This window comes from Gemella sp. 27098_8_92, assembly GCF_041433685.1.
In the GTDB taxonomy this organism is placed as follows: domain Bacteria; phylum Bacillota; class Bacilli; order Staphylococcales; family Gemellaceae; genus Gemella.
This window is the reverse complement of record NZ_JAPWBZ010000006.1, coordinates 73,294-88,211: the sequence shown is the minus strand read 5'-3', so window position 1 is coordinate 88,211 and position 14,918 is coordinate 73,294. Positions and strand designations below refer to the sequence as shown.

Here is a 14,918-nt window from a genome sequence, read left to right as displayed (position 1 = left end):
ATTAAGCGTTAATTTTTTCAACTACTAATTTAGTGAATGGTTGACGGTGACCTAATTTACGGTGATTGTTTTTCTTAGGTTTGTATTTAAATACTGTGATTTTTTTACCTTTACCTTGAGCAACTACTTTAGCTGTTACTGTCGCACCAGCTACTAAAGGAGCACCAACTTTAGTAGTTTCTCCACCTACTAATACTACTTCGTCAAAAGTAACTGTAGAATCAACTTCAGCCGCTAACTTTTCAACTAAGATTGTTTGTCCTTCTTCAACACGTAGTTGTTTCCCACCTGTTTTAATTACTGCGTACATATCTGCACCTCCTTAAATATTTTTTACTAAGACTCGCCATATAAGGTGGATTACTCACTTTGTTACCTTACACGTGCGGTTGTAGTAGCTATTTTAGGAGCTACTCAACATTACAATTCTAACATATATAACTATACTCGTCAACCATTATTTAAATTTTTTATTGGTTTTTCTATTTAAGATTTTTTTCATTAGATATATTACTTTTAACTTTTTTTATCATATTTTTACAGTTAGGAAAATTACTACATCCTAGCAAAACTATTTTATCTGTTTTTCTTTTATTTACCAAAACACCTTTATTACATGTTTCGCAAATTTCTCCACTAAAGTTTTTCTTGCATTCTTTTTCATATTTATTATAAATTTCAGGTACTATTTCTTTTAATAGTGAGGGAATTCCACTTCTATCTACAAAAGTTATATTTTTAAATTCTTCATATTTTACATATCCTGTAAAATATGAAGTAGTAATTAATATTTTCTCCCCTTCCTTAGTTACTCCATTGAATTCTCTAACCTCACTCTCTCCTACTAATTTTACTTTCTGACTAGTAACATTATAATTTTTACATTGAATAAGGTACTTCTTCTTTTTATTCTCTACAAAAATATCTATTCCTTTATCTTGAAGTGGTGTCAACGATACTTTGTATCCTGCAAGTTCAAAAACTGTGGCAATAAATTTTTCAAAATATTCTCCCTGTTCACCTACAGTCCCAAATCTTTTATTAGGATTTTTTATAAATTCCCTTATTATATTTTCTTTATCTAAATAAGTTTTATCTAAGGTAACTGTACCCACTGTCAAATTTTCAAATAAAACCTCCTCATATTTCCCCGTCCGATTTTTTAATTTTTTAAAAATATTTTTTATCACAACTAATTTTCCTTTCCGTAAAGATACAGTAAAAGGTCTAGCTATCAACCAGACCTTTTAAAGTTATATTATTTTCTTTTTTTCTTATTACTAGAAACAAGTGTTACTTTGTTTGGATCAAATGCTTGTTTCTTTTGTTTTTCAGGTTTGTACGGTGGATAAATTTTATATCCTAAGTATGTTTGGAATATTAAGAATACTCCCCCTACAATATAATACACGGCTACCGCTCCTGCGACCCAGAATGAGAATACAGCAATCATTACTGGACTCAGCCATTGCATCATTTGCATTTGACCTTGAAGTTGCTCTTGACCAGGTTGTGTAACTTGTGGTGTCATTCTCATTGCTAAACGCGTTTGAATTGCATACACTATAAATGCAATTACAGGTAGTATATATGATCTAGTACCTAAACTAAATACTCCTAAAAATGTTGAATTAGTGATTCCTGCTGAATATAATGGATTAGATAGTGTAAAAAATAATCCTGTTAAAAATGGCATTTGTATTAATAATGGTAAACACCCTCCAACACTTAATGGCATTGCATTATATTTTTTCATAATCGCCATTTGTTCTCTTTGAAGTTCCATAAGTTCAGCTCTTGCCTGCGTTTTTTCTTCATTAGAGATTGCACGAGCTTCTTTCTCACGAGCAGCCTTTTGTTTTGCTTGAACTACTTCTAATTCTGGACGAGCTAGCGCCTGCCCACGACGTGCTTCATTTTGAGATTTATAGTTTTTTAACATGAATGGTAGAATTATAATACGTATAATTAAAGTAATTATAACAATTGACCATCCCCAACTACCAACATAGTCATGGATTTTGCTTAAAGATATATCCATTGGTTTTACAAATGTTTCGTAGAATGTTCCACTTCTATCTTGCGCCGAACATCCAGATAAAACAAACATACCTGCAAAACCTAATAAAAGTGCAGATAATTTTTTCAATTTAGTACTCCTTTAAAAATATTTTATAATAAAAAATTAAAAATAAGGTAAGATTCTCACCTTACACAATTTTATTTACCTTGTAAATTATATCAGATTAAAAAGAGGTAGTCAAACCTTTTAGCAACTACCTCTTTAATTATTTTATTATTTTTCTTTTTTAGGTAAGAAAGCATTTAATAGAACACCACTTATTGCTGCTAATGCCATCGCAGGTAATTCAAAATGAATACTTTCAAATTTTAACATTGCTCCACCTACTCCAAGAACAATGATTACTGATGAAATAACTAAGTTTCTGTTAATACTTAAATCTACTTTTTCATCTACTAACATTCTAAGTCCGCTCGAAGCTATAATACCAAATAATAATATTGATACTCCTCCCATAACTGGTGATGGAATAGTAGAAATTAAAGCAGAAAATTTACCTACAAAACTTAATATAAGTGCAAATACTGCTGCTCCTCCTAAAACAAACACAGAAAACACACGAGTAATAGCAAGAACCCCAATATTTTCACCATAAGTTGTACTTGGCGGTCCACCTAATAATGATGCAAACATCATTGCCGTTCCATCTGCTAAAATTGAACGATGTAACCCTGGATCTTTCAGAACATTACGCCCAATTACCTCTGATAATACCATTTGATGGCCTATATGTTCATTAATAGTTACAATCGCGATAGGTACCATAGCAAGGGCAGCTATATTCCATTCTGGTGTGTAAGTTACAAATGGTACTGTAAATTTAGGTAAGCTAAACCACGGAGCATCTATAACAGGTTGGAAATTTACTAGCCCTGCTATAACCGCTACTATATATCCAAATACAATTCCTAATAATACTGGTATTTGTTTAGCAAATCCTCTTAAAGCTACCGCACAAATAATTGTAATTAGTAGTGTAATAAGTGCTACTGAAAAGTATTTCAAATCATAGACTTTTGCACCATCAACAGTTTTGTTCATAGCCATATCAATTGCTGTTGGTGCAAGACCTAATCCAATAACAATAATAATTGGCCCTACTACAACTGGTGGTAGAAGTTTTAATAACCAGTTAACACCGAATTTATAGATAAACATTGCTACTACACCATAAACTAAACTGGCTAAGAAGGCACCAAGCATAGCTGTCTCTACATTATGTGTAGTTGATAAAACTATAATTGGGTTAATAAATGCAAATGATGATCCTAAATATGCTGGAATTTTTCCGCGTGTTATAAATAAATACGTTAATGTCCCAATACCTGATGTTGTCAGTGCTGTACTAGCTGGTAATCCTGTTAAAATCGGTACTAGAACTGTTGCCCCAAACATTGCGAATAAATGTTGCAAACTTAGTGTAATCCAAAGCCCGATACTCGGCTTCTCATGAACATCTAAGACTGGTTTTACTCTTGACTCTTGTGTCATCTTTTTTCTCCTTAATATTATATTATTAATTAGATTGATAAAAGTCTATCCTCTTTTATTCAAACTTTCATAATTATACCACAAGGCTAGTTATAATAAAAGTATTTTTTTACAGAATAATAAAAAAGATAAATTAGCATCAAAATATAAATTTGACTGCAAATCTATCTTTAATTATCTTCTATTCTACATCTATTCCAACAATAACAACTTCTTCTACCGGTTTATCTTGAGCCCCAGTTTCTACTGCTGCAATTTTTTCTAAAGTTTCTGCACCTTCTAATAATTGACCAAAAACTGTATGACGATGATCTAAATGAGGTGTTCCACCTACTTCAGCATATCCTTTAACAGCTTCTTCTGGCCAACCACCTTGTTCTAATGCATCCAAAGTTCTTGCATCTAGGTGATTATTTTGAACAATAAAGAATTGGCTACCATTTGTATTTGGACCTGCATTTGCCATACTTAAAGCTCCATAAAAGTGGAAGTAATCCATTGAAAATTCATCTTCAAAACTATTACCCCAGATTGATTCTCCTCCCATACCAGTTCCTGTTGGGTCTCCTCCTTGAATCATAAAATCTTTTATAACACGGTGGAATATTATTCCATTATAATATCCGTTTTTAGCGTGTGTTACAAAATTTTCTACTGCTTTAGGAATATCTTTTTCGAAAAGTTTAAATGCCATGTCTCCATGCGTTGTTTTAATAGTTACTTTGATTTCTCCATCAAGTATTTCTTTTGTTAATTGTGGTAACATATATTTCCTCCAAGATAAGAGGAAGAACGTCCTTCTTCCTCTTTATTTTTCTTTATTATGCGTTTTTCTCGATTAATCTTTCATTAATCTCTTTTAAGATATTTTCTTTAAATTTAGCAAAACTTTCTTCTTTTTGATCGTGAGAACCAAATATTCTTACATTTACCCCTCTATTTTCAACTTCTTTATCACCTATTACTAAGGTATAAGGTATTTTTTTACCAGCTGCTTCACGAATTTTGTATCCAAGTTTTTCATCTCTATCATCAATAGCAACTTTTACACCAGCTTTTTTAAGTTCTTGCATGATTTCTTTAGAATAATCATAGTGGTAATCATTATTTACAGGAATAATTCGCACTTGGTTTGGAGCTAACCATGTCGGAAGGTCTCCTTTGTATTCTTCTAATAAGAAGGCAACCATACGTTCCATTGTTGACACAATACCACGGTGAATTACTACTGGACGATGTACTTTACCATCTTCTCCAATATATTCTAATTCAAAACGTTCTGGTAATAAGAAATCTAATTGAATTGTTGATAATGTTTCTTGTTTTCCTATTGCAGTTTCTACTTGAACATCAAGTTTTGGTCCATAGAAAGCAGCTTCTCCTTCTGCTTCAACATAATCAAGACCTAACTCGTCTGCAGTTTCTTTTAACATTTGCTGTGCATTATTCCACATCACATCATCATCAAAATATTTTTCTGTATTTTCTGGATTTCTATAAGATAAACGATAGCTAAAGTTAGTAATTCCTAAATCTTTATATGCTTCTTCTATTAATCCTACTGTTAATTTGAACTCATCTTTAAGTTGATCTGGACGAACAAAAATATGTGCATCATTAAGAGTCATTCCACGAACACGTTGAAGCCCACTTACTGCCCCACTTGATTCATAACGGTGCATCATTCCAAGCTCTGCGATACGGATTGGAAGTTCACGGTATGAGTGACGTTCATTTTTATAAACCATCATGTGGTGAGGACAGTTCATTGGACGAAGTACCATTGTTTCGTGATCCATCTCCATTGGTGGGAACATATCTTCTTGATAGTGATCCCAGTGTCCACTTGTAATATATAGATCTTTAGAACCCATAATTGGAGTATAAACGTGATCGTATCCTAATTCTACTTCTTTATCGACGATATATCTTTCGATAGTACGACGGATTGTAGCTCCGTTTGGTAACCATAATGGTAATCCTGCTCCAACTTTTTGACTTGTTGTGAAGATTCCTAATTCTTTACCTAGTTTTCTATGGTCACGTTCACGAGCTTCTTGTAACCTTACTAAGTGTTGTTCTAAATGTTCTTTAGTGAAATAAGCTGTTCCATAAATACGTTGTAACATCTTATTATCACTATTTCCACGCCAATAAGCTCCTGCTACTGATAAAAGTTTAAACTCTTTAATTTTAGAAGTAGAAGCTACATGTCCTCCACGACAAAGATCAACAAAATCACCTTGAGTGTAAACAGTAATTACTTCATCTTCTGGAAGATCATTAATTAATTCAACTTTATATGGATCTGCTGCGAAAATTTCTAACGCTTCAGTACGACTAACCTCACGTCCTTCAATAGCAACATTTTCACTAATTATTTTTTTCATTTCTTTTTCAATATTTTTAAAGTCTTCTTCACTTATTTTGTATTCTGAATCAAAGTCATAGTAGAATCCACCGTCAATTGCTGGCCCAACACCAAAATGAACATCTTTCCCATATAATCTTCTCAATGCTTGTGCAAGCAAGTGTGCTGAAGAGTGGCGAAGTACATATAATGAATCTTGGTCTTCATCATCAGCAACAATAAGTTTTAAGTGTCCATCTTTTGTAATTGGTTTATTCAACTCGATATAGTCTTCATCTAATTTCGCTGAAATAACTTTTTTCTTAAGACTGATACTAATACTCTCTGCAATTTCTAACGCTGTTTTATTATCATATTCTCTAACATTTCCATCAGGAAAAACTAATTTTGCCATTATAAAAATCTCCTTTTATTTACATGAATACTTAGCTTTACATATATTTGTTACACAAATTAAAAAGCCCTTCTCTAGCCTAAACTAAAGAAGGGACGAAAATTTCGTGGTACCACCCAAATTCGAAGTAAATACTTCCTCATAATGCAATTAAAGCTTGCTAACTTTATACTATAAACAAGGTAGTAACATATAACACTTATAGGTATTTCCAGCACCATACCCTCTCTAAAATAAGTTAGCCATATATCGTATCCTAAGTACATATGTATTTTTATTCATTAATGTAATTCTAGCACAAAGACTCTTCAATTTCAAGAGGAAAATTAGAAATAAATTTTCTTTATTCTAACTATTCAAACTATCTAATGTTTTACTTGTTCTTTCTCCAATAACTTCTTATACCACTAAAAGTTACTAAAACAGTTAGCAACATAAATATATAGTTTTTAATACTAAAGTATTTAGCTGCTTCCGTTTTTACTATCTCTAAGTTTTTCTTAATATCATTATCTTTTTTTACAGCCATATTAATTGCTTCAAATTTATCCAAATCACTATTACTAATTTTTGTGTTTTTTACTGCAACATAGTAAAGATATTTATGATTATTTAAAGGCGTTATATCTTTTACCCCAGTATCAGAAATATCTAAACTTGCCAAATGATCAACAGTTTTCAAAGCACTAATATCTTTTAAACCTAGATTTTCATTTAGCATCAAGCGGTATAAATATCTTTTCCCGGCTAATACTGAAATGTCCTCAATATTATTTTTATACAGTAATAATTCTTCAAGATTATCTAAATTTTTCAACGGGCTTATATCACGTATATCATTTCTATCCAAATAAAGTGTACGCAAAGTCTTTAATTCGGCTAGTGGGCTTAAATCTTTTATAGAATTTTTTTCTGCAACAAGGCTTTCTAATTTAACTGCATTCTTCAAAAAAGAAATATTGTCAAAGCCAATTCCAGATATATTTAGACTGCGAATATTATCAAGCTTTAAGTTGTTAGGTATATAATCTTTTAATATTCCATTCATTGAAATATCTAATGATTCAACATTTAGATTATTCATAAAATCTAAGTTATTCATTAAGTTTTTACGAAGAACTAATTGTCTTAACTTCGTAAGCTTTCCTAAACTTTCTGGTTTTTTTATTTTGTTATTAGTTAAATTCAAATCTTCTAACTCTGTTAATTTTTCTAATGGTTTCAAGCCCTCAATAAAATTATTAGAAAGATTCAAACTTTTTAGGTTGGTTGCATGCTCTAAACCTTGAAGAGAGAAAATATTCATCCATGGTAATGATAAACTGGTAAACTGCTTCATCATTCCAACCGTAATGTCTTTTCCTTTATACTTCTTATCTATATGGAATTTATAATACTCTAGCAATGCTTCTTTTAAGTTCAAGTCTTCAAAGTTTATTTTCTCACCACTTTCAGCCTCTGAATAATTCCTTTCACCAAAAGGTACATAAACATCATTCGCCAACACTATTTGTGGTACTGTAAAACTTAAAGTAAGAACCGCTAAAGTGCTATATAGTACTTTTTTCATCTTTTTCCTCTTTTAATTTTTTATACTCTTTTATTTTATTTCTAACAATTACTAAACCATAAGCTGCAAGTGGAATTAAAAATACAAAATATGGGAAAATGTATCTACTCTTCGCTTCCCAAATCATATTAAATAATGTTCCACCTATAAAAGCAATAGGTATAATAGCAAAAAATTCATTTTTCCGTTTATACATAACAACCGCAAAAACAAATGTAAATAAATAAACAAAAACTTGAAATACTTTCATTATAAATTCTAAAACAGTGTGTGTGTGATTAAAATAAATCTGTTTAACAAAAAAGTCTCTAGTCTTTTCAAGTGTTGTTTCATTACTAAAGTTTCGCTGTGGTGCTGTTACTAATAAACTTTGAAACGTAGGTTCTATAAATTGGTTTTCATATTTTCTCTGATAAAAATCAAATGCATATTTTGGATTATCACGAAAAACATTTAACCTCTGCTTCATTGAGGTTTTAGAAATTTCAGTAATACGTTTTTCATCGTACTCTTCTTCTGGCATAATATCATAATTAAACCTATTCCACCAACCAGCCTCACGTTCACCTTCTTGCATTCCCATAGCCACCCAAGTAATTTTTGGAACTCCTTCAGCGATTTCTTTTTGACTTTTCACTTCATAATAATTTGTAATAACACTCTTTGACGCACTCATTAAAAATACACAACTTAAGATAAATGCAATTATCTTCCAATCCTTATTACGAATAAAATAAATTACAGCTACTGCAAAAATTGCCAACAAGTGTATTAAATTATTACCAATTAGAAGTATCGCTAAGTTGATACTTAAGGCGCTTATTACAAGCTGATACCAATGTTTTTCTTTTGTATACTTTATAAAATAATAATATGAAACAAGCGTTAAAAACATTCCAGGTAATAAGCCATAAACAAAAGCTACATAAAAAATAAGTGGAAAACATAACGCACCTAATATGACAACAATATAATTGGTATTTTCATCCTCAAAAAGTATATTCGCAATTTTATACAACATAAAAATTATAAAACTTATAGAAAAACTTTGCATTATATAAAGAATAAATGTTGCTCTTCCAAATAAAGATAATATTATTTGAAAAATAAATACCGTTGTAATTTGATGTGAATAGATATATAAATAATTATCTCCTTTATCAAGTCCACTATAATTTTCACGAATAAAATTATTCGCCTGATCAATTACATGAAATGGGTCAAACTGAACATAATCCCGGCGTAATATTGCAAACAAAATACTTATAATAAAAGTATATATCATAACAAGAAGCACAAGTCGTTTTACACTTATAATCTTTTTCAAATACTTCACTAATATTAAGATAACTATACTAAATATTATTAAGAAAATAATATTTAGTATAGCATTATCCTGTTTATAATATAATGTTTCTTGATAATCGCTAGGAAATATTGCAGTTTTTGTAAGTACTAATAAAGTATTTAACCCCATTAGCACAAAAAATATAATAGCTACTATTTTCACTAAAAAATTAGATAACTTAGTAAATATTTCCTTATTCATAGATTATTTCTCACTTTTTTCTTCGTTCAAGAATTTCTCAACAATAAATCTCGGACGTTCTTTAGATTCTAAGTAGATTTTACCTACATATTCTCCGACAATCCCAAGAGAAATCATAATCATTCCTCCGATAAACCACATTGAAATCATCATACTAGACCACCCAGGTCTAGCAAAACCAGCGAAGTAACTATACAATGTATAGAAGAATACTACCGCAGCGATAAAAATCATCAATGCTCCACCAACTGTAATAAATCTAATTAGTTTTACAGATAAAGATGTAATTCCTTCAAAAGCAAAAGCTAACATTTTTGATAACGGATATTTACTTTCTCCAGCAAATCTTTCTGCTCTTTCATATGTTACGATATCATTTGGATATCCAATCATTGGAACAATTCCACGTAAAAATAAATTTACTTCTTTAAATTCTGCTAAACCATCTAAAGCACGTTTACTCATTAAACGGTAGTCAGCATGGTTAAAAACAGTATTAGCACCCAGTTTTTCCATAACTCGATAAAATGCTTCTGCCGTGAAGCGTTTAAAGAATGTATCAGTCGTACGAGCTGAACGAACTCCATAAACTATATCGCAACCTGCTAGATATTTTCTCATCATTTCATCCATTGCATTAATATCATCTTGTAAATCTGCATCCATTGAGATACTTACATCACAATGATCTTTAACAGTCATAAGCCCCGCTAAAAGAGCATTTTGGTGTCCACGGTTTCTACTTAAATTAATACCACTGAATAATGGATTTTTTTCATGAAGTTCTTCGATCATCTGCCATGTTTTATCTTTAGAACCGTCATTCACTAATACTACACGGCTGTCTTTAGAAATTAAATCTTCATCCATCATATTATTCATTTTAATTTCTAATCTTTTTGCAGTTTCAAACAATACCTCTTCTTCGTTATAACAAGGTATTACTACATATAACTTTTTCATTATAAATCTCCTATTTTTATTTTCTACTTATTGCTTTATTAAGTCTATTCAATAACGCAATATTTTCTTTAGTTTCTTTTATTGGTAAAACATATATTTCTTCTACTTTTTCTTCGTCAAACTCTCTTAGAATATTATATAAATTTTTATTAGATTGTTCAACACTTTTCTCATTATCTGCCAAATATTTTACAGATATATTTAGATTCTCAAACAAATGCTCATTACTTTTATAAGTTATAAAACCTGTTTTTTTATTTTTAGTTTTTAAAAATTCTAAAGCTTTTTCTAAAGAATCTTCATAATATAACAGCTCTGCTTCTGGTGAATAATGACGATATTTCATTCCAGGTGCTATAGGAGTTTGCGTGTCAACCATTACTTCATCATTGTATTTAACGCTACCTAGACCTAAAATTCTTTCAATGTCCTCTTTAGTTATCTCCCCTGGCCTTGCGATAACCAAAGGTGTTCTCGTGCAATCTATTACTGTACTTTCCAAACCAATATCCGATTGTTCATCTTCAATTATAACATCAATCTTACCATTAAGATCATGATAAACATGCTCAAATTTTGTCGGAGATGGTTTTCCACTAGTATTCGCACTAGGTGCGGCTAATAAAACTTTAGTCTCCTTTAAAATCTGGCGTGCCGTCTTATTAGATGGCATTCTTACCGCAAGTGTTGATAGTCCTGCACTAACTTTCTTCGAGATACCATTGTTTTCTTTAGCATTCAAAATTAGTGTCATTGGTCCTGGCCAAAAGTTTTCTATTAACTTTTCTACACGTTCATCTTGATAATCAACTATATCATTAAGCTGATTCATTTCATAAAAATGAACTATTAATGGATTGTCACTTGGTCGACCTTTTGCTTCGTATATTTTACAAACAGCTTCATCACTCGTTGCATCTGCGCTTAACCCATAGACTGTTTCTGTTGGAATCGCAATAAGTTTATTATCTTTGTAGTAAGTAATCAATTTATTATATATTTCTTCTTTATTATTACTTTTAGAAATATTTATTATCTCAGTTTCCATATAATCTCCTTATTACATTATCACTATAAATATTGTAGTCAGAATAATTAATATATAACTTAAATAATCTAACTTATTATATTTTAGTTCTTTATATCTGCTTCTTATAGTTGTTGTACTATATCCTCTTACTTCCATTGCAGTCGCAAGTTCATCCGCTCTTTTTAATGTTCCGATAAACAGTGGAATCAAAATTGGAATGAATTTCTTAGTTTTTTGAATTAAAGTTCCTTCATTAAAATCTGAACCACGTGATACCTGAGCATTTATTATTCTATTAGTTTCTTCTAAAATAGTAGGAATAAATCTAAGAGAAATAGACAATACAAGCGCAAATGTAGAAATTGGAATTCCTATTTTTTTCAAAAATCCTAAGCTCTTTTCTATAGCGTGAGTAATATCACTTGGTGAAGTAGTCCCCATAAATACAACCATCATCATAACTACAAGTACAAACCGAACTGTGATAAGTGCTATACCATAAAAGGCTCCACTATAAATCTTAAAAGCATAAAATTCAAAAATAACATTTCCACTCTTATTAAAAATAAGATGGACTAATGAAGTAAATATTATTAATAATAGAGTAGCTTTTACGCTTTCAATTAGAAAAGCAATTCTTGTTTTAGATAGAATCGTTGCTAGTATCAAAAACAAAGCTAATACTAAAAATTCACCCACACTATGCGCAATAAAAACATCAATAAAATAACAAATTACAAAAAATAATTTCACTCGAGGATCTAAATTATGAATAATAGTATTTAACGGTATATACTTACTTATCAACGAATTATTCATTTTCCTTTTTCCTCTTTATCATATTTTTTAAACTATCCGTCAATTCTTTATATTCCCTAGGAAATAATCCTATATCAATATTTTGCTCTTTCAACTGATAATAAAATTTCAAAATTTCGGGAAGTTCTAGTGAATTATCTTTTAATAACTCTTTATTAGAAAACAACTCCTCTGGCAATCCAGAAAATGCTATTTCTCCAGAATTTATGACATGGACGATATCTGCATACTTTAAGACATAATCCATATTGTGAGTTACAAGAACTATAGTCATTTTTTTCTCTTTTTGCAGAGTTTTGACCATATCCATTATTTCCTCACGACTTCTGTAATCAAGAGCTACAGTTGGTTCATCTAAAATCAATACCTTAGGTTCAAGGGCCAGTATGCCACAAAGAGCTACTTTTCTCATTTCCCCACCAGATAATTCAAATGGAGATTTTTCCAAATAGCTTTCATCTAGACCCACAAGGGTTATCAATTCTTTCGCTCTTTCTATAGCTTCTTCTTCACTTATTCCATAATTTAATGGAGCGAATATAATATCTTTCAACACAGTCGTTTCAAAAAGTTGCTGTTCTGAAAATTGAAAAAGAACAGATACACTTTTTCGAAGTTCTCTCAACTTCTTCGCTAATTCTCGGCGTTCTTTTTTATTCTTAGGCGCTACTATTACCATTCCATCTACATTAACCTCTCCACTTGTCGGAATCAATAGACCATTAAAATGCTCTATTAATGTAGACTTCCCGCTTCCTGTCTTTCCTACTATAACAGTATAGTGGCCTTCTTCTATCGTTAAATTAATATTAGTTAATACTTTTTTCTCATAAGGAGTTTTTTCGTTGTAAATATAGCTAACATCTTTTAAATTAATTTGCATATTTTTTCAACTACACTCCTCTCATCTTCTTCTATTTCAAATGTTTTTATATCTAAATAAGCATTTAATTCATTCTTTATTTTCTCTAAAAAAGGTATCTCTAAGTGATATTTTTTCAGTATATTTATATCGTTATATAAAAAGTTATAACTTCCATTATAGACGATTGTTCCTTTTTCCAAAATTATAATATTATCTGAATAAATACTTTCTTCTGCATCATGAGTTATAGATATAATTGTTAGTTTTTGTTCCCTATTTATTTTTTTTATATATCCTAATATCGATTTTCTTGCAACTGGATCCAACATACTTGTTGCCTCATCTAAAATTAAAACCTCTGGATGCAAAGCTAGTGCTGATGCAATAGCTACTCGTTGCTTTTGCCCTCCAGAAAGCGAAGATGGTTCAAATTTTCTGTAGTTTTTCATATCTACTATATCTAATACTTCACCTATAATTTTCTCCATTTCATCTCGCGGAAGATTTTTATTTTCTAATCCAAACGCTATATCTTCTTCAACAGTTGCACCTACAAATTGATTATCTGGATTTTGAAAAACAACAGCAATCTTTTGACGAATGTCATTATATGTTTCTTTTGTATATTCTTTATTTTCAAAGAAAATTTTGCCTTTAGTTGCCAAATTTTGCCCATAAAGAAATTTCATTAGTGTAGACTTTCCACTACCATTTTCTCCAAGAATTGTTAACCAGCTACCTTTTGGAACTTCAAAACTTATATCTGTTAATGTCATATTTTCAGAATTGTTATATTTAAAAAATACATTGTCGAACTTTATCATTATCTATACTCATTTCTTTAAAACATCATTTCATTATATCAAATTTCAGAATGTTTCTCAAACTTAAACTTTTGTAGTTACTTAGGTAATGTCTCCATACTCTACTAGGCCATTTTTAAATCAAGTACTGGAAATTATGCTCTAAACACTTCCGTATCTATCCTGTCCTTCTTTTATAAATTTATTAATTTCTTCATTATCATAAATAACTTCTTTTAAATATAAGCCAGCTGCATCTGCTTTTGGCCCAGCATATTTTCGTTCTTTTTTATCTAAAATCTCTTTTACATATTCCGCTTCATATTTCCCAGCTGCTACATCTTGAATAGTACCAATTATAATACGCACCATATTATATAAGAATCCATTCCCACAAATATCAAAGTTAATAACACGTGGGTTGGTTTTATCATAATACATATTAAAGTAATAAATTTCTCTAATCTTATCTTCAACACTAGAATTTTTTGAACAGAATGAAGAAAAATCATGTTCTCCTATAAAATAATTCAGTGCTTTTTTCGCTTTTTCAAAATTAAAATTATACTTGTGTTGACCAACATAATTCAGCAAAAACGGATCTACATTTTGACCTATATATAATTTATAATGGTAAGTCTTTCTTGTACTATTATATCTAACATGAAAATCCTCATTACTTGTTGTAACACCGAAAATTCTAATGTCTGCTGGCAAATTAGCATTTAATGCCTTCTTCCACGCTTCATTTGGGATATTCAATTCTGTATCGAAATGAAGAACTTGTCCATAAGCATGTACACCACTATCCGTACGTCCACTCATATATACTCGTATATCTTTTTTGTTTATCTTTTTTAATGCTTTCTCTATTTCTTCTTGAACAGTGTTGTTATTTGGCTGGATTTGAAATCCATGATAACCACTTCCATCATATCTACATAGTAAAACTATTCTCACTCTTATCTCCTAAAAATTTA

General features: G+C 30.4%; 14 protein-coding genes and 1 other annotated feature. All 14 genes read right to left on the bottom strand.

The window, feature by feature from the left end:
- Position 1: 1 nt before the first annotated feature.
- Complete coding sequence (rplU, locus tag O3802_RS05660; protein ID WP_003144981.1) at positions 2-310, bottom strand: 50S ribosomal protein L21; 309 nt, start codon at positions 308-310, stop codon at positions 2-4.
- Positions 311-329: 19 nt separating this feature from the next.
- Positions 330-401, bottom strand: a sequence feature (ribosomal protein L21 leader region).
- 81 nt (positions 402-482) lie between these two features.
- Entirely contained in the window at positions 483-1,190 is a 708-nt protein-coding gene (locus O3802_RS05655) for a restriction endonuclease (protein ID WP_371458671.1), read from the bottom strand.
- Positions 1,191-1,258: 68 nt separating this feature from the next.
- The gene (locus O3802_RS05650; RefSeq protein WP_276767993.1) at positions 1,259-2,149 is read right to left on the bottom strand and encodes a YidC/Oxa1 family membrane protein insertase; all 891 of its coding nucleotides are present in this window, start codon (positions 2,147-2,149) and stop codon (positions 1,259-1,261) included.
- A gap of 147 nt (positions 2,150-2,296) precedes the next feature.
- Entirely contained in the window at positions 2,297-3,574 is a 1,278-nt protein-coding gene (locus O3802_RS05645; RefSeq protein WP_371458670.1) for a solute carrier family 23 protein, read from the bottom strand.
- Between the two features lie 181 nt (positions 3,575-3,755).
- Positions 3,756-4,340 carry a peptidylprolyl isomerase gene (locus O3802_RS05640; RefSeq protein WP_281666146.1) on the bottom strand — a complete coding sequence of 195 codons (585 nt, stop codon included), beginning with the start codon at positions 4,338-4,340 and terminating at the stop codon, positions 3,756-3,758.
- Positions 4,341-4,395: 55 nt separating this feature from the next.
- Positions 4,396-6,339, bottom strand: coding sequence for a threonine--tRNA ligase (gene thrS / locus O3802_RS05635; protein ID WP_371458669.1), 1,944 nt, complete (start codon positions 6,337-6,339; stop codon positions 4,396-4,398).
- Between the two features lie 373 nt (positions 6,340-6,712).
- Complete coding sequence (locus tag O3802_RS05630) at positions 6,713-7,909, bottom strand: leucine-rich repeat domain-containing protein (RefSeq protein WP_371458668.1); 1,197 nt, start codon at positions 7,907-7,909, stop codon at positions 6,713-6,715.
- A complete protein-coding gene (locus tag O3802_RS05625; RefSeq protein ID WP_371458667.1) occupies positions 7,890-9,458 on the bottom strand; it encodes a hypothetical protein in 1,569 nt (522 codons plus the stop codon). Before O3802_RS05625 ends, O3802_RS05630 begins: the two co-directional genes overlap by 20 nt.
- A gap of 3 nt (positions 9,459-9,461) precedes the next feature.
- Complete coding sequence (locus O3802_RS05620; protein ID WP_371458666.1) at positions 9,462-10,421, bottom strand: glycosyltransferase family 2 protein; 960 nt, start codon at positions 10,419-10,421, stop codon at positions 9,462-9,464.
- Between the two features lie 16 nt (positions 10,422-10,437).
- The gene (locus O3802_RS05615) at positions 10,438-11,469 is read right to left on the bottom strand and encodes an L-threonylcarbamoyladenylate synthase (RefSeq protein ID WP_371458665.1); all 1,032 of its coding nucleotides are present in this window, start codon (positions 11,467-11,469) and stop codon (positions 10,438-10,440) included.
- A gap of 12 nt (positions 11,470-11,481) precedes the next feature.
- The gene (locus O3802_RS05610) at positions 11,482-12,270 is read right to left on the bottom strand and encodes an energy-coupling factor transporter transmembrane component T family protein (RefSeq protein WP_371458664.1); all 789 of its coding nucleotides are present in this window, start codon (positions 12,268-12,270) and stop codon (positions 11,482-11,484) included.
- The gene (locus O3802_RS05605) at positions 12,263-13,153 is read right to left on the bottom strand and encodes an energy-coupling factor transporter ATPase (protein WP_371458663.1); all 891 of its coding nucleotides are present in this window, start codon (positions 13,151-13,153) and stop codon (positions 12,263-12,265) included. The genes O3802_RS05610 and O3802_RS05605 overlap by 8 nt, the downstream gene beginning before the upstream one ends.
- Positions 13,138-13,959, bottom strand: coding sequence for an energy-coupling factor transporter ATPase (locus O3802_RS05600; protein WP_371458662.1), 822 nt, complete (start codon positions 13,957-13,959; stop codon positions 13,138-13,140). The genes O3802_RS05605 and O3802_RS05600 overlap by 16 nt, the downstream gene beginning before the upstream one ends.
- Before the next feature lie 141 nt (positions 13,960-14,100).
- Positions 14,101-14,898 (bottom strand): tRNA pseudouridine(38-40) synthase TruA, encoded by a 798-nt coding sequence (gene truA, locus O3802_RS05595; RefSeq protein ID WP_371458661.1) that lies wholly within the window; start codon positions 14,896-14,898, stop codon positions 14,101-14,103.
- Positions 14,899-14,918 lie beyond the last annotated feature (20 nt).